General features: G+C 70.2%; 11 protein-coding genes. 4 read left to right on the top strand and 7 right to left on the bottom strand.

Going from position 1 to position 16048, the window contains the following annotated elements; translation table 11 throughout:
• Positions 1–279: 279 nt before the first annotated feature.
• Together ACFPIH_RS35755 and ACFPIH_RS35750 are read left to right on the top strand one after the other, a co-directional pair.
• On the top strand, positions 280–3063 hold the full coding sequence (locus tag ACFPIH_RS35755) for an ATP-binding protein (protein ID WP_381181516.1): 2784 nt from the start codon (positions 280–282) through the stop codon (positions 3061–3063).
• A gap of 43 nt (positions 3064–3106) precedes the next feature.
• Positions 3107–5878, top strand: coding sequence for an ATP-binding protein (locus ACFPIH_RS35750; protein ID WP_381181518.1), 2772 nt, complete (start codon positions 3107–3109; stop codon positions 5876–5878).
• An 86-nt stretch (positions 5879–5964) separates the two neighbouring features.
• On the opposite strand, the gene ACFPIH_RS35745 is transcribed toward ACFPIH_RS35750, so the two are convergent.
• The 6 genes from ACFPIH_RS35745 to ACFPIH_RS35720 all read right to left on the bottom strand — a co-directional run bounded on the left by ACFPIH_RS35745 (position 5965) and on the right by ACFPIH_RS35720 (position 11226).
• A complete protein-coding gene (locus tag ACFPIH_RS35745; RefSeq protein ID WP_381181520.1) occupies positions 5965–6678 on the bottom strand; it encodes an SDR family NAD(P)-dependent oxidoreductase in 714 nt (237 codons plus the stop codon).
• 355 nt (positions 6679–7033) lie between these two features.
• Complete coding sequence (locus ACFPIH_RS35740; protein WP_381181522.1) at positions 7034–7801, bottom strand: SDR family NAD(P)-dependent oxidoreductase; 768 nt, start codon at positions 7799–7801, stop codon at positions 7034–7036.
• Positions 7802–8445: 644 nt separating this feature from the next.
• Complete coding sequence (locus tag ACFPIH_RS35735) at positions 8446–8838, bottom strand: WhiB family transcriptional regulator (protein WP_381181778.1); 393 nt, start codon at positions 8836–8838, stop codon at positions 8446–8448.
• Positions 8839–9067: 229 nt separating this feature from the next.
• Positions 9068–9445 (bottom strand): MFS transporter, encoded by a 378-nt coding sequence (locus ACFPIH_RS35730; RefSeq protein ID WP_381181524.1) that lies wholly within the window; start codon positions 9443–9445, stop codon positions 9068–9070.
• A 177-nt stretch (positions 9446–9622) separates the two neighbouring features.
• Positions 9623–10612, bottom strand: a complete 990-nt coding sequence (locus ACFPIH_RS35725) for an ROK family glucokinase (RefSeq protein WP_381181526.1) — start codon at positions 10610–10612, stop codon at positions 9623–9625.
• The gene (locus ACFPIH_RS35720; RefSeq protein WP_381181528.1) at positions 10609–11226 is read right to left on the bottom strand and encodes an STAS domain-containing protein; all 618 of its coding nucleotides are present in this window, start codon (positions 11224–11226) and stop codon (positions 10609–10611) included. Before ACFPIH_RS35720 ends, ACFPIH_RS35725 begins: the two co-directional genes overlap by 4 nt.
• Positions 11227–12874: 1648 nt before the next feature.
• Here ACFPIH_RS35720 and ACFPIH_RS35715 point away from each other — a divergent pair.
• Together ACFPIH_RS35715 and ACFPIH_RS35710 are read left to right on the top strand one after the other, a co-directional pair.
• Entirely contained in the window at positions 12875–13501 is a 627-nt protein-coding gene (locus ACFPIH_RS35715; protein WP_381181530.1) for an RNA polymerase sigma factor, read from the top strand.
• Positions 13498–14556 carry a CU044_5270 family protein gene (locus ACFPIH_RS35710; protein ID WP_381181532.1) on the top strand — a complete coding sequence of 353 codons (1059 nt, stop codon included), beginning with the start codon at positions 13498–13500 and terminating at the stop codon, positions 14554–14556. The genes ACFPIH_RS35715 and ACFPIH_RS35710 overlap by 4 nt, the downstream gene beginning before the upstream one ends.
• Before the next feature lie 252 nt (positions 14557–14808).
• On the opposite strand, the gene ACFPIH_RS35705 is transcribed toward ACFPIH_RS35710, so the two are convergent.
• Positions 14809–15903, bottom strand: coding sequence for an alanine racemase (locus ACFPIH_RS35705; protein ID WP_381181534.1), 1095 nt, complete (start codon positions 15901–15903; stop codon positions 14809–14811).
• Positions 15904–16048 lie beyond the last annotated feature (145 nt).

The raw sequence follows: 16048 nt of genomic DNA, 5'->3' as shown, positions 1-16048 counted from the left end.
CTGCCCGCCGCGGAGATCCACCTGCTCGATGGCGGCCACTTCGTCATGGACACCTGCGCCGACGAGACCGCCCAGCGGGTCCGGGCCTTCCTGACGACCGAGGCGAATGGTGTTTGAACCCATACGTCCTGACAGCGTTCAGGAACGGGTTGCAGGGCGTGGCGCACGATGTGGCGACCTGGGTCTTTACCCGGTGAAGACTCAAGCCGCTATTTTGCCGTTGTAGCGTGACGTATGACCGCAGTCTAGACGGGTCGACCGCGACGAGAGCGGGCAGCCGTGGCGCATCCGGAGCAGAGCTCGGGACAGGGGAAGAGGGTCGGGCTGCTCGGGCGCGGATCGGAGCGTGCTCTCCTCGATCGGATGATCGCGGCCGTCCGCACGGGTGAGAGCCATGCTCTTGTGGTGCACGGCGCGCCGGGAGTCGGAAAGTCGGCGCTGCTCGAGTACGCGGAGACCGCGGCGGCGGGCATACGGGTGCTGCGTGCGGCAGGTGTCGAATCCGAGAGGGAGTTGGCTTTCGCCACCCTGCATCAGTTGTGTGTGCCGCTGCTGGATCGGCTGACGGATCTTCCCGCGCCGCAGCGCGACGCGCTCGAGACGGTGTTCGGGATGCAGGCGGGAACCCCGCCGGAGCGCTTCCTGGTCGGGCTGGCGGTGCTGAGCCTGTTGTCGGACACCTCCGAGGGGCGTCCCCTGCTCTGTATGGTCGACGACGCGCAGTGGATGGACCGGGCCTCTGCGCAGGTCCTCGGATTCGTCGCCCGGCGGCTGCTGGCGGAGTCGGTCGCCTTCCTCTTCGGCACCCGCCGGCCGGGCCCGGAACTGCACGGGCTCCCCGAGCTGGAGGTCACCGGGCTCGGTGATGCCGACGCGCACGCCCTGCTGAACTCGGTCACGCATGCCCGGCTCGACCAGCACATCCGCGACCGGATCGTCGCGGAGACCAAAGGCAACCCCCTCGCCCTGCTGGAACTGCCCCGCGGGCTGACCGTCACCCAGATGGCCGGCGGGTTCGGCCTCCTGCACGCCGACACCGACACACTGCCGGGCCGGATCGAGCAGAGCTTCCTGACCCGGATCGAGAACCTTCCCGAGCAGACCCGGCTGCTCCTGCTGATCGCCTCCGCCGAGCCGACCGGCGATCCCGGCTTGGTATGGCGTGCTGCCGGACAGCTCGGCGTCACGCCGGCGACGGCCCTCGCCAAGGGGACGGACGGACTGCTGTCGTTCGACGTACGCGTGATCTTCCGCCACCCGCTGGTGCGGTCGGCCGTGTACCGGTCGGCGACGGAAGAGAACCGCCGGGCGGCGCATCTGGCGTTGGCGGAGGTAACCGACCCCCAGGTCGACCCGGACCGTCGTGCCTGGCACCTCGCGTCCGCGGCGACCGCACCCGATGAGGCGGTCGCCGCGGAACTCGAGCGGTCCGCCGACCGCGCGCAGGCACGCGGTGGACCAGCCGCCGCAGCCGCGTTCCTGCAACGGTCCCTGGCACTGACCGGCGACACCTCACGGCGGTCCGAACGCGCCCTCGCGGCCGCGGACGCCAGTTTCCGGGCAGGTGACCTCGATGCCGCGCGGGAACTCGCCGGCATAGCCTCCCGGGACGCCCGGAGCGAGTTCCAGCGCGTGCGTGCCCAACTGGTGAGCAGTCACGTCACGTTGGCGGCCGGCTTCAACGACGAGGCCCCGCCCAGGCTGCTGACGGCCGCGCAGCGCCTGGAGCCCTTCGACACGCAACTCGCGCGGGAAACCTACCTCGTCGCCTGGGCTGCGGCGACATTCGCCGCAGCCGACGCCGACAGCCTCATGGAGATCTCCCGGGCGATAAGGAAACTTCCCCCTCCGGAAGACGGTCCACGTACCCTCGACCTCGTACTCGAGGGCTACGCACTCCTCGTCACCGACGGCAGGAGCGCCGCGGCCCCCACGCTGCGAAGGGTGACTGCCGCGCTCGCCGACTATCCCGCGCAGGACCTGCTGAAATGGGGCTGGGCGGCATGTGGCGTGAGCTGTGCCGTGTGGGACGACCGAGCCATGTGCGAGACGTATGCCAGGGCGGTCGAGGTGGTGCGCACGGCCGGCGCCCTGACCGAACTCCCGATCTACCTCGCTTCCTTGGGGATAGCGACCTGCCTCACTGGCGCGTTCTCAGCCGCGTCCGCGATCGTGGCCGAATCCGAGACGGTCGCCGCTGCGACGGGCATGCCCATCGTGCAGCACACCAGGCTTCTTCTGACGGCGATGCAGGGCAAGGAGGCCGAGGCCTCGACGCTGATCGCCGACACGATCGAATGGGCCGGGACACACGGCCAGTTGAATGGCGTCACGTGTGCCCACTGGGCAGCCGCGGTCCTCTGTAACGGTCTCGCCCGTCACGAGGAGGCGCTGGTGGCGGCCCAGGCCAGCACCCGGATCGCCCAGGTGTTCGTCTCCGTATGGGTGCTGCCCGAACTCGTCGAATCAGCGGTGCGCATCGGCCGGGACGCGGTCGCCCATCGTGCGATGGAAGATCTGGCGGACGCGGCGGAGCCGTACGACACCGACTGGGCGCAGGGGATCCTGGCTCGTTGCCGGGCACTGCTCAGCGACGGCACTACCGCGGACGACCTCTACCGTGAGGCGGTCGAGCGGTTGGGCCGGACGCGGCTGCGTCCCGAACTCGCGCGTGCCCACCTGCTGTACGGCGAGTGGCTGCGCCGGGAGGGTGACCGGGTCGAGGCGCGTGACCAGCTGCGCAGGGCGTACGAGATCTTCGTGTCGATCGGGATGGGAGCGTTCGCCGAGCGGGCCCGTCGTGAGCTTCTCACCACAGGCGAGGCCCTCCGCAAGCGCAAGTCCGAGGCATCGTCGAGTGACGAGTTGACGCCGCAGGAGAAGCAGATCGCGCTGCTCGTGCGGGACGGCCTTTCCAACCCGGAGGTCGGAGCCCGGCTCTTCCTGAGTCCCCGGACGGTCGAATGGCACCTGCGCAAGATCTTCACCAAGCTCGGGATCGGCTCCCGAAAGCAACTCCGAGACTCCCTGACCCGCACCGAGCAGGCGACGGTACCGGAATGACCGGGCTCGACCGGCAAATCAACCGCATCAAAGGCTTGGAACCATGGATCAACAGCATCATGGCCCAGGGCCAGGGGAGTGTGCCGGGCTGCTCGGGCGGGGAACGGAGTGCGCCCGCATCGACGAGGCGATCGCCGCGGCACGAGCCGGTGAAAGCCGCGTGCTCGTGGTGTGGGGCCCTCCCGGTGCCGGGAAGTCGGCACTCCTGGAGTACGCGGAGGCCTCGATGGCGAGCATGCGCGTGCTGCGTGCGACGGGGGTCGAGTCCGAGATGGAGCTGCCGTATGCCACGCTGCACCAGCTCTGTTCTCCCTTGTTCGAACGGCTGAGAAGGCTCCCTGCGCCGCAGCGCGACGTGCTTGAGACGGTGTTCGGGATGCAGGCGGGGACCCGGCCGGACCGTTTCCTGGTGGGGCTGGCGGTGCTGAGCCTGTTGTCGGACGCTTCCGAGGGGCGTCCCCTGCTCTGTGTGGTCGATGACGCGCAGTGGATGGACCTGGCCTCTGCGCAGGTCCTCGGATTCGTCGCCCGGCGGCTGCTGGCGGAGTCGATCGTTCTCCTTTTCGGCACCCGCCGGCCGGGCCCGGAACTGCTCGGGCTCCCGGAGCTGGAGGTCACCGGGCTCGGTGAGGCCGACGCGCACGCCCTGCTGAACTCGGTCACGCATGCCCGGCTCGACCAGCACATCCGCGATCGGATCGTCGCGGAGAGCAGGGGCAACCCCCTCGCCCTGCTCGAGTTGCCCCGAGGGCTCACCGTCACCCGAATGGCCGGCGGGCTCGGCCTCCTGCATGCGGAGGCGCTGCCCGGTCAGATCGAGCAGAGCTTCCTGAACCGGATCCAGGAGCTGCCGGAGCAGACCCGGCTGTTGCTGCTGATCGCCGCCGCGGAACCGGTCGGCGATCCGGATGTGGTGCGCCGTGCCGGCGAACGGCTCGGTGTCCCGCTCGCGACGGCCCTCGCAGGCGGCACGGACGGACTGCTGGCGATCGGCGGGCGCGTGACCTTCCGGCACCCGCTGGTACGGTCGGCCGTGTACCGGTCGGCGACGGAAGAGGACCGCCGGGCGGTACATCTGGCACTCGCGGAGGTCACCGACCCTCTGGGCGCACCGGATCGTCGTGCCTGGCACCTCGCGTCCGCCGCCGCCGGCCCGGACGAGGCCGTCGCCGCCGAGCTCGAGCGGTCCGCCGACCGTGCGCAGGCACGCGGCGGGGTGGCCGCTGCAGCCGCGTTCCTCCAGCGGTCCGCCACGCTGACCGACGATCCTTTGCGCCGGGCCGACCGGATGCTGGCGGCCGCGGAGGCCGGCCTTCAGACCGGCGAGCTGGACGACGTACGCAGGTTGCTGAGCGCTGTCAGCGCCGGATCGCTCGATGGCTTCCAGCAGGGCCGGGCCGGTGTGCTGCGAGGGCACGTCGCTTTCGCCTCCGGAGGCGGCAGCGACGCGGTCGTACTGCTGGTGGACGCCGCCGGGCGGCTCCAGTCCGCGGACCCGCGGCTCTCGCGCGAGACCTACCTGACCGCATGGGGTATGGCCGTCAGCGTCGCCGACCAGGACACCCTCATGGCGGTCTCGCGGGCCGTCCGGAACCTCCCGTCGCCGAGCAGTCCAGGCCCTCTGGATCTCCTTCTCGACGGTTTCGCCCTCCTCGTCACGGACGGTCGTGCGGCCGCGGCCCCGACGCTGCGGCGGGCCGCGAAGGTCCTCATCGACATCCCCGCGCCGGATGTGCTGAGGTGGGGATGGGTCGCGACAGGCGTGAGCTCCGCCGTCTGGGACGACGAGGACATGCGGGCGATCTACGCACGGCAGGTCCAGGTGGTGCGCGATGCCGGCGCGCTCCGGGAACTGCCGTACCACCTGTCCTCGTTGAGTTACGCCCTCTCCTGGGCCGGCGACTTCGAGGGTGCGGCCGCCGCCATCGCGGAGAGCGACACCGTCGCAACCGCGACCGGAAACCCGCTGCCGCCCTATCCCGCATTGCGGCTCCTGTCCCTTCAGGGCCGGGAGACCGAGACCGCCGAACTCATCGCCGCCACACTCCAGGGCGCGGCTGCCAGCGGTTTCGGCATGGGCACGTCGGCCGCGCAATGGGCTGCCGCAGTCCTGTACAACGGCCTTGGCCGGTATACGGAAGTGACGCAAGCGGCCCGATCCGCGGCGCGCGTCTCGGAGCCGTGGATCTCCACCTGGCTGCTGCCCGAACTCGTCGAGGCGGCCACCCGCTCCAACGAGCCCGACCTCGCGCGCGACGCCCTCGATCGGCTGGTCGAGGCGACACAGCCGTTCAGCACGGACTTCGCCGGGGGCATCGAGGCGCGCACCCGCGCACTGGTCGCCGACGGTACGGGTGCAGACGACCTCTACCGTGAGGCGGTCGAGCGGTTGGGCCGGACGCGGCTGCGTCCCGAACTCGCGCGTGCCCACCTGCTGTACGGCGAGTGGCTGCGCCGGAAGCGCAAGCGGGGCGAGGCGCGTAATCACCTGCGCAGGGCGTACGAGATGTTCGAGTCGATCGGAATGGAGGCGTTCGCCGAGCGGGCCCGTCGTGAGCTTCTGGCCACGGGTGAAACCGTCCGCAAGCGCAAGTCCGAGGCGTCGTCGAGTGACGAGTTGACGCCGCAGGAGAAGCAGATCGCGCTGCTCGTGCGGGACGGCCTTTCCAACCCGGAGGTCGGGGCCCGGCTCTTCCTGAGTCCCCGGACGGTCGAATGGCACCTGCGCAAGATCTTCACCAAGCTGTCGATCACCTCCCGCCGGCAGTTGAGGGATGGGCTGCCCGGCGACGAGTCCAGGTCGACGCCGGGGTAGCCGGGGTAAGAGTTCAGGTTCCTGGTCGACAAGACGAGCGACCCTGGCACCTGGCACCTGGCACCGCGACAGAGGGCCACGCGGGGTCAGTGGCCCGCGCTCTGGCCCCCGTCGACGTGGAGGACTTCGCCGGTGACGAAGGGGGCGTTCTCGAGGTAGAGGACCGCGTCGACGACGTCACTGACCTCGCCCATCCGCCCGAGCGGGTGGAGGCCGGCGAGCGACTCGTGGTGCGCCTCCGGGTGCATCGGGGTCTTGATGATGCCCAGGGAGACCGCGTTGCTGCGTACGCCGCGCGCGGCGTACTCGATCGCCAGGGCCTTGGTGGCGGACTGCAGGCCGCCCTTGGTCAGGGAGGCGAGCACCGAGGTGACCGTGGAGCTGGCATGGTCGACCAGGCTGGTGGTGATCTGGACGACGTGGCCGTCGCCCTGGCGGAGCATCTGTTCCACGGCAAGCTGGGAGATGCGGAAGAAGCCGCTCAGGTTGACTCCGACGGCCGCGTCGTACTCCTCCCGCGTGTAGTCGGTGAACGGCTTGGCGATGAAGATGCCGGCGTTGTTGACGAGTGCGTCGATGCGGCCGAACCGCTCGATCGCGGCAGCGGCGACGCGTTCGGCGGTGGCGGGGTCGGCGATGTCTCCGGGGACGGTGAGGACGTCCGGGTCCTGAGAGGGGGCGATAGCGCGCGAGGTCGCGACGACGGCGTAGCCGAGCTTGCGGTACCCCTCGACCAAGCCGGCGCCGATGCCCTGCGACGCACCGGTGATCACGGCGACCTTCTGACCAGTAGTGTTCATGACGACCTTCTTCGGGGTGGTTGTTCGAACAGGGTTTTGATGGCCGGTCACTGACGACCTGCCGTCTGCGCGTCAAGCTCACGCCTGTGGTGCAAGCCCCCGCCCACCGGGCGGGAGGACAAGTCATGGCGAGGCCTCTCGGAGCGGCGCTGACGCGGGGCCGTGACGTCCGGGCCCGGGCGTCACCGTGCTCCTGGGCGAGGCAGGGCCGGGAGGGGCGGTCGCCGTCTGCCGGCCGCCCTGCGGGCCGAGCGGACACGGGCGGGATCAGGGGGCCGGCGCCTCGGTACCGGGTACGGCGAGGACTTCCTCGGCCTGGTTTCCGGCCGCCTGTGAGACGACGGCCGCGCCGCAACTACCATGTCTGGTCGGCGGCGCGGACCAGCATTTCGTTGACGGCGACCCGTCGTTCTCGCGTGACGATGTAGCCGATCGCGTCGGCGATGTCCTCGGGCCGCAGCGCTTCGATCCGGTCGGCCTGCCGGCGAGCCGCCTGACGGGTGGTGTCACTGAGGCGGCTCAGCAATTCGGTGTCGACGGTGCCGGGCTCGACCACGCTGACGCGGACGTGCTCGGCGAGCAGTTCCTGTCGCAGCGACTCGGTGAATCCGTTCAGGCCGAACTTGGTCAGGCTGTAGACGCTGCTTCCCGGCCGGGCGATCCGGCCGGCGGTCGAGCTGACGTTCACCAGGTCGGCTACCTTCCGCGGGGACGTCGACGCCGCGTAGATCAGGTGCGGTACGGCGGCGTGGGTCATGTGCAGCAGCGCCGCCACGTTGAGTGAGACCATCCGGTCCCACTCCTCGATGGTGGTGTGCAAGGCCGAGTTCAGCAGCATGATCCCGGCGTTGTTGACCAGGATGTCGAGCCGCCCGAGGCGGTCCAGCGTGCCCTGCACCGCTTCCTCGGCGCGTTCGGGCTCGGTGATGTCGGCCTCGATGGCGACCGCGAGGCCGCCCGTACTCGCGATGTCGTCCGCGACGCGATCCAGACGGTCGCGCCGGCGGGCGACCAGGACGACCGCCGCGCCCTCGCGGGCGAGACAGCGCGCGGTCGCGGCACCGATGCCGCTGCTGGCACCGGTGACGAGCGCCACGCTTCCGTGAAGCGGCTGGTCGGACATGACTACCTCGATTCGCCGGGTCGATGACGACGCTGAAGCGGGCGTCACCGGAGATCATGCGCTGGTGCGCTGTGAGGCGCCTCGCCGAGTGGGAACACCGCGTCGCAGGAGCGGGCGCCGCGTGGGTTGTTGTCGTACCCGGGGATGCCGGCGGAGGAGTTGGCCGACCTGGCGGTCCGGGGCCTCCACGCTCGTGCGGGTTTCACGCTCGCCGTGCGCGGACGGCGCGGGCGATCCCAAGGCCGGAGGCCGGGGCGAACACGGTGACCGATGTCTCGGCTCTCCCGGAAGCCGGGCGGTGACCTCGCTGCTCCGGTCAGCGGCAATGACTGGTACCACGGTGATGGTCGGCTTCATGTCCATGACTCAAGCCTCCGGCCCTCGCACGAAAATGCCGATGTCACCACATTGGCCGGGGTGGCCGCCGGATCGCACCGGGGAAGCGCACTGGTCCGCCGTGGCCAGGGACGGCCACGGCCCCGACCGGCCGCCCGTCAGTCTGATCGTGGGGACCGACGACTGCGGAGCTGAACAGCGGGGCTGCTTGCGATGGTCCCGTTCGCCTCCTTCACCTGGTGAATGGCGGGGGCGCTCCAAGCTGATGCGGCTGGCGCCCAGTTTGGGCGAGTCCACTGCCGGCCGCCTCAGGTGGTGGGCCACAGCGGCGCTGAGTCCGACCGGCCCACCGTCCTCGGCGTCTGCTGTTCCGCGTTCCCGGGCATCCGTGCGCAGGCAGCCGACACCTGAGAGTTTTGCTCGTGAAGGCGGGCTCTGTCACGAAGGAGGGCCGCTTCGCGTTCCCGCTCGGTCAGCCCGCCCCACACTCCGTACGCTTCGCCGGCGCGCAGTGCGGTACGGGCGCAGTCCTCATGGACCGGGCAGCGCGCGCAGATGGCCAGCGCCTTCTCTTCCCTGGCTCGTCGGGCCTGACCTCGCTCACCCTGAGGGGAGAAGAACACCGAGCTGTCCATGCCGCGGCAGAGTGCGTGCCGTTGCCAGTCCCAGTGATCGACGAGCGGACGGTGTCTGGCGATCATGTCTCGTTCTCCTTTCACTGCTGGGCCGGGACCGAGGCTCTGGACTCGTGTCGGCCCGCTGCTCGCTCCTTCGCGGTCTCTGCGCCTCGGCAAGTCACCGGACGGCACTACGACGGGCGCGGTGTTGTCGTCCGGGACGCGTGCGGTGGGCAGCCCCGCGCGGATGAGCAGGTCGCGTGTCTCCTCGGTCAGTCCGCCCCAGATGCCAAGGTGTTCCCCGTGTCTCAGATCATGCCGCCGGCAGGGAAGCCGCACAGGGCACTGCCGAGAAGGGCACGGAGGAGCAGAGCGCGCTGATCGCGAAGAGCAAGGCGGCGAGGTGCATCACCCGCGGACGGCCGATGCGGTCGGCGAGACGCCCCGCGACGGCTGCTCCGAACGCGGAACCGAGCAGGGCGGAGGCGACGATGGTGCCGGTCTCGCTGGAGGTGACATCGAATCGGTGCTGGATCCCGGTGAGGGCCCCGTTGATGACGGCGCTGTCGTAGCCGAACAGGAAACCGCCGATCGACGCGGCCGCCGCGATGTAGGTGATGCGCCGGAGGTTGGTTGGGCGGAGTGCGGCAGTGGACTGGGCCGGCCCCGCTGGAGTGGTGTTCGCGGTCATGGACAAGGACTCCTTCACAAGACCGGGTTCGTGGACGTGCAGGCGGGGATTCCCGGCAGGCGGGCCACCGGTCGTCGAGGGCGCGGAGCGGGATGACGGCGGCCTGGTGCCTTGGGGCTGTCTGCCGGACACGGCCGAAGCAGGGGTCGTCGGCGATTGACAGCGCGAGGACCGCTGTCAGCGGACGACCACCGGGGAGAAGATCAGTTCGTGGAGACGGGCGAGGTTCGCCGCGCCGATGAGACCGGCGTCCGGTCCGACGGTGGCGGTGCGGACCTCGGCGTAGACCCGGTGCCTGCCGCCGCCGAGGGCCCGGCGGTAGGCGACCTCCGCCGGACGCCGGATCAGCTCGCCGGTGTCGCCGAGGCCCCCGCCGATGACCAGGAGGGATGGGTCGAGGACGGAGCCGAGGTCGGCCAGGGCCTGGCCCAGCCAGCGGCCTGATCGTGCGAACACCTCGAGACAGAAGGGGTCGCCGCCCAGAGCGGCCTCGGTCACATGACGTCCTTGCAGGCCGGAGGGGGTGCCGTCGCCCAGCGCGAGCACCGTCGCGGCCCGCCGCGGATCGCCGGCCGCCATCTCGCGCGCGCGGCGGGTGTGGGCCGCTCCGCTCGCGTACTGCTCCATGCAGCCATGCTGGCCGCATGGGCACCCGAGCCCATCGGGGACCGCCCGGTAGTGACCGATCTCGCCCGCCATGCCGAACCGGCCGCGGAAGAGCCGGCCCCTGCTGATGACGCCGCCGCCCAGGCCGGCGCCCGCCATGACCATCAGCATGTCCTCGTGTCCGGCACCGGCCCCGTGGATGAACTCGCCCCAGGCCGCGGCGTTCGCGTCGTTCTCGACGACGACCGGCAGCCGGGTCGCTTCCTGGACGATGTCCCCGATCGCCTTGTCGCGCCAGCCCGGGTTGGGCGCGAAACGCACCGTCGAGCGGTCCGCGTCCACGTATCCGGCGGCTCCGACACCGACCGCCCGGACATCGTCCCAGCTCTTACGGACCCGCTGGACCGCCTCGGCGATCGTGTCGGCGATCCGGTCCGGGTCGTGCGGCGTCGGTATGCGCACACGGGAGACGACCTTCCCGGCGGGGTCGACCGTTGCGGCGGTGATCTTCGTGCCACCGAGGTCGACGCCGACGGTCAGACCGCCGGTCTCTACGCTCATCGGGCCCCACTCACGCTCTCGAAGGAAGGTACGGATGCTCGTACGTTCGTGACGGAGCGCGCCGTATCCGGCAGCTCCCGGCCCTCGGCGCGGGTCGACGGGTTCGCGTGCTCGATGCCGGTGCGGACCATCGTCGCGCGGTGGACGCCCGCGCCGAACTCTCCTGCGGCTACCGAGCCCGCACCGACCGCGGGCCTGAGCGCGTAGGGACCGCAGTAGTTGCACCGCGGCACCGTCACCGCTTCCGCCTGCTCGTCGTTTCTCGGCAGCACGTCCTGGAGGCCGAGGAGCATGATGAGACGCCAGGCCTGCGCGGACGGACGGATCACCCACATCCGCCCACCCTCGAGCCGTGCCCTGCGCGCGGTCGCGAGGAGCATGCTGACACCCGAGCGGTCCAGGAACGTCACTCCCCGGAGATCCGCGCCGATCGCGGGTCCGTGACGCCGGATGGCCACCACGAGCATCTCGCGGAGCCATGCGGCGGACGCGAGGTCGATCTCCTCGCTGATCTCGGCAACGGCCGGGACTCCCGGGTGGATTTCCACGTGCAGAACGGGTGCGTCGCCGCTGGTGGAGGCGGGCGGCCGTGCCAGCGGGCGGGTCGGTGTCATGGTCGGGTTCCTTTCCGTCGGGGTCGGGCGCTCCGCCGGCCCGGGGCTGTGCCTCGGGCTTGGCGGCGGACGCCTCCTCGCACCCCAGGTCCTGGGCACGATCGGCCGCCTGGAGTGCGTGTCGTCATGGGGTTTGCCGCCTGCACGTCCGGTGACGATGTCGGTGGCGGTCCGGTGTCGGCAGATAAGGCCTGCCTGCCTGTTGGGAGTCCGCGAGGCTTCGGTGGCGGGTGATGTCCCCGGACGGCAACGGAGGGACGCAGGCGTGGCAGACGCCGGTGCGGCAGCCGCAGGGATGGGCACGGCAGCCGTCGGCGAGGTCGAGCACACTGCGGCGGCAGTTGGTCAGGGGTGCGGTGATGCTGTCGCGGGTGGAGGTGCCGAGCGGCGCCGGGCCCGCAGGCCTGGAGAGTGGCAGGGCTGCCGGTCCCGGTGGTCCCTTGGCGGACGGGGCAGTGACCCGAACGACCCGTGTGGATCGCCGCCTGGCCGAGGCTGATCGCGGTCAAGGCCTTCCGCATCGGCCATCATCGGCCATGAGGAGTCCGGGGGCGACTTGTGCCCCGCGGCGCTCGGCGGAGGAGGACGCGCCGCGGAACTTGCGCTCGTGGGCACGGGGCAGCGAGGCCGGCAGAGCATACGCATCGGCCGCGAAAAGGCCCTCGCACGGCCCGCGTCGCCCTGCGGCCACCAGACGTCTCGCCGGCTGCGCCGCGCCGTACGCTGGTGCGCCGTGGACAGGATCGGCGTAACGCCGATGTCGGCGGAGGTGAGTGGGACCTGGCCGATCACTCCATCCAGACACACGTCGCCGACCGCGCCTGACGACTCGTTCATATGCACGCTCGCTCCTCGGGGATGACGGCCAGGGACCAGGCGCAACCAGCGTCCTGCCCGGCCTTGCCCCACCGCACCAGTGAAGGTCCCTGGGGGGCGTCCCTGGCGTGACTGGTCAGACTGCTCGCGCGGCTCCTCGTTCAGGCGGCAGCGGACATCTCGGACGCACAGTGTCGCGCTCGTCGCCGCCGCGCCCGTCTTCGGTGCGCCGCCGACGACGACAAGGGTGACCGCGACGTGTTCCTGGTGGCTCAGCGCACGGACCGGTGGGGAACGCGCTCGGCCTTACCGCCTGGTCGACGCGTCAGTGTGCGGCGCCGACGGCCCGGTCCTGAACGTGGATCAAGGCCGGCACAGCGTCGATGTCGGCTCTGTTCCACGAGAAAGGTGTCACCAGGCCGCCCACGGTGGTGAACACGACCGTGGCCCCGGCAGCGCGCCGGCGGCCTTCACCGCGCGTCTCTCATGGGCCCGGATTTCGAGACGGCCGTGGTCCTCGGCGAATCAGGTGCCGATGGACTTGGTGGCGGGGCTCCGGACTGCGCCCTCCGCCACCCGTTCTCAGCGTCCGGGGCGGTACCGTCGCCCCTGTAGCGGTTGGTGTGGTCCACGAGTTGGTGCCTGTTCACGACCTCCACTCCACCTGACGACGCCACCTGATCTGCTGCTGAAACCGCAGTACCGCCCAGCACCCGGATACGGCTGACGTGATGTGCGAACCGGCCGCGGAGCCCCCATGTCTCCTGACCGTGTGACGCACGCCATGGGAACCTGCCCCGCCGCTTGGACAAGGCTTGACGTGGACTACTCAATGCACACCCGTATACGGGAAGGCGACCCCGAGGCGTTCCGCGAGCTCTTCCGTGACCACGCCCGGCTGGTCCACCGGCACGCGGTGCGCGTGACCGGGGACTGGACCGGCGCCGAGGACATCGTCTCGCTGACCTTCCTGGAGGCGTGGCGGTTGCGCGCCAAGCTGCGGGACGAGGGCGACAGCCCGCGCCCCTGGCTGATGGGCATCGCCGTGAACGTACTGCGCAACACCACCCGCGCCGCGCGCCGCCACCAGCGGGCCTTGCAGCGCCTGCCCGCCGAGGAAAAGGTCCCGGACTTCGCAGACGAACTCGTCGGCCGCATAGCCGATGCCGACGAACTGGCCGCCGCCCAGCGGGCGCTGAAGAAGCTGCGCCGGAGTGAGCGCGAGGTCTTCACGCTCTGCGTGTGGTCCGGGCTCGGCTACGCGGAGGCGGCGGCCGTGCTCGGCGTCCCGGTCGGCACCGTGCGCTCCCGCCTGTCCCGCGCCCGCACACGGCTGAGCAAACTGGCAGAGGAAGAACTGAGAAAACGCAGGGAACCGCTGCCGCGCAACGGACAAGAACAGGGCGGCCGCACTTCTGCGGCCCGGTCACACGAGTCGTACGAGGAGAGGTCCGAATGATCCGCAAGAAGTCACGGCGTGAGGAGTCGCTGGACCACGCGGAGCTGGCCCGTCTGCTGCCGGCGCCCGGAGACCCGCACCTGTCGCTCGACCGTCACCTGCTTCTCGAGGAACACCTGATGAACGAGATCCAGCCCACCGCGCCCGCGCCGTCCCGCCGCCCGGCGCGCCGCGTCCTGCTGATCGGTGTCCCGGTGACCGCCGCCGCCCTGGCCGGCGTGTTCGCCTTCGCCGCGCTGACCAATTCCGGGGGCATCGACCCGGCCGCGGCCACCCCGCCCCCGGTCGAAGCACCGGTCGTCCGCATCGAGCCCGGCAGCACCGTCCAACTCGCCTCCACCGTCGAGCACATCGCCGCCGCCGCGGCGGCCAGCAAGACGCCCGAACCCGGCCCGGGCCAGTACATCTACATCAAGAGCAAGGTCTCCTACCTCGCCGTCTCGCACACCGACGCAGACGAGTCCAAGACCTGGGTCGAGCCCTTGCACCTCCGTGAGGTCTGGAGTTCCCCCGACGGCAAGCAGGGCTGGCTGAACGAGCCCGGCTACCGGCCCAAGGGCGGTGTCACCCTCGACAGCGACGTCGAGCCCAGCTTGGGCGCCCCCTCCTATGACTACCTCAAGACGCTGCCCACCGACCCGGACGCCCTGCTGAAGAAGATCTACAAGGAGACCAAGGGCCAGGGAAACTCCCCGGACCAGCAGGCATTCACCACGGTCGGCGACCTGCTCCTCGAGGAACTCGTGCCGGCGAAGCTGAGCGCGGCGCTGTACCGGACCGCGGCCAAGATCCCCGGGGTCGTGGTGGTGGAGCAGGCCGAGGATGCCGCAGGCCGCGAGGGCATCGCCCTGGCCCACGTCGATCAGCAGAGCGGCGATCGCACCGAGTGGATCTTCGACTCCAAGACGTACGCCTACCTCGGCAGCCGCGTTGTCCAGATCAAGTCGGCCGACGGTATCAAGCCCGGCACGGTCATCAACTTGACCGCCGTGCTGGAGCGGGCCGTCGTCGACTCCCAGAAGCAGCGCCCCGGCGCACAAGGCACCCGTGCCTGAGAACGCGATCGCCCCGCCTGGCAGTGCGCCTGCTGCCAGGCGGTCAGGAGCGGCGCGTCGGGCGGCACTCCCGTCGTCGAGGGTGAGCTGCGAGTCTCATAGAGTCTGGGGGTAGTCGAGTGTGCTGGTGGAGACGTTCTTCGCTGCACCAGGTTATTCACTGGAAGACCGCCCGCTCGACATGCTCGGCATCCTTCCAGGGTCCCCCACCATCTCGATCAGCTCGGCTTTGACGGTGGCGAGAACTGGTGGTCAGGTGTTGGCGCCTCGCGCCGCAACAGGCCAGTGATCGATCACTTCACCGCCACGCACGACCACCAGTTCGTCGGCGAGATTCACCGGAGTGCAGACGTGGTTGGGGACGACAGCGATCACCGACCCGAGCCGGGGCCCCCGCACTCCGTCCGGAAGGCCGACCACGGCATGGTGCTCCCACAACCCACTGACCATCGCCTGGGGGAAGCCGGGCAGATAGCCGTGGCCCGTCACCCATGGCGATCGATCGGACCCCAGGGTTTTGCTGCCGACATCCAGCACGAAGCGGTCGGCGGCGGGTGTACTGATCACGGTTGCCGCTGCGGCCAGGGCGAGATCGTCCGGGCTGCAGACTCCCATGGCCAGCTGGGTGGCGTCGTTGAAGACGTAGACGCCGGGCCGCAGCTCATTGACCGCGCCCTGCCGCCACTGACCGACCGTCGGAGTCGACCCACCGCTGATGACGCGCATGTTGAATCCGAGACTCCGCAGCTCTTGGGCGGCTTCCGCCAGCACGCGCTCCTCATCACGCGCCGCGCGTTCACGCGCCTGCGTGTCGTGCCCGTATCCGTGCCCGGGGAACGTGAACACACCGACAACGTCCAGTCCGGCATCGGCAACAGTCTTCCCCACCAGGGCGGCGGCGTGAGGTCGCACCCCCGTCCGGTGGGCTCCACTGTCTATCTCGATGAGCACCTCGACCGGCCGTGCGCTGCCCCGCAGGGCCTCCCCCAGCCGTTGGGCGCCCTCGATGGACTCGACACCCACTCGCAGGGAGACCTCGTCCGCCAGCCGGCGTATCCGTTGCACCTTCCCGGCGTCCAGCCACAACGGATATGCGATGAATAGATCGTCCACCCCATTCCGGGCAAATACCTCTGCCTCGCCGATCGTGGCGACCGAAAGCCCGAACGCACCCACTTGCAGTTGGCGGTCTGCGATCTGTATGCATTTGTGCGTCTTGGCGTGCGGGCGCAAGGCGAAACCGCCTGATCGCGACCGCTCCGCCATCCGCGATATATTCCTGTCCAAGACGTCTGAATCGACCACGAGCGCCGGCGTGTCCAATCCGCCTGGCAGCTGTATCGCCATTTCTTGCCTCCCGCCATGAATGCCTCAAGAGGATATGGCAGGGGCGCGGCGGGGCTGACTGTCCGGTCATGGCCGGATGTCCTGGCCCGTTGGTCCGCCTCATTGGATCTCACATGGACGGGGCCGTTGACCTGCGGGGGGACAG

The organism is Streptomyces vulcanius (assembly GCF_042653945.1).
In the GTDB taxonomy this organism is placed as follows: domain Bacteria; phylum Actinomycetota; class Actinomycetes; order Streptomycetales; family Streptomycetaceae; genus Streptomyces; species Streptomyces mangrovi.
Note: the sequence above shows the minus strand (reverse complement) of the source record. Positions and strands in the feature narration are given on the sequence as shown.

Coding starts and splice junctions, on each gene's coding strand:
- ACFPIH_RS35750 (WP_381181518.1), top strand. CDS start 3,107: ATGGATCAACAGCATCATGGCCCAGGGCCAGGGGAGTGTGCCGGGCTG.
- ACFPIH_RS35745 (WP_381181520.1), bottom strand. CDS start 6,678: ATGAACACTACTGGTCAGAAGGTCGCCGTGATCACCGGTGCGTCGCAG.
- ACFPIH_RS35740 (WP_381181522.1), bottom strand. CDS start 7,801: ATGTCCGACCAGCCGCTTCACGGAAGCGTGGCGCTCGTCACCGGTGCC.
- ACFPIH_RS35735 (WP_381181778.1), bottom strand. CDS start 8,838: ATGATCGCCAGACACCGTCCGCTCGTCGATCACTGGGACTGGCAACGG.
- ACFPIH_RS35730 (WP_381181524.1), bottom strand. CDS start 9,445: ATGACCGCGAACACCACTCCAGCGGGGCCGGCCCAGTCCACTGCCGCA.
- ACFPIH_RS35725 (WP_381181526.1), bottom strand. CDS start 10,612: ATGAGCGTAGAGACCGGCGGTCTGACCGTCGGCGTCGACCTCGGTGGC.
- ACFPIH_RS35720 (WP_381181528.1), bottom strand. CDS start 11,226: ATGACACCGACCCGCCCGCTGGCACGGCCGCCCGCCTCCACCAGCGGC.
- ACFPIH_RS35715 (WP_381181530.1), top strand. CDS start 12,875: ATGCACACCCGTATACGGGAAGGCGACCCCGAGGCGTTCCGCGAGCTC.
- ACFPIH_RS35710 (WP_381181532.1), top strand. CDS start 13,498: ATGATCCGCAAGAAGTCACGGCGTGAGGAGTCGCTGGACCACGCGGAG.
- ACFPIH_RS35705 (WP_381181534.1), bottom strand. CDS start 15,903: ATGGCGATACAGCTGCCAGGCGGATTGGACACGCCGGCGCTCGTGGTC.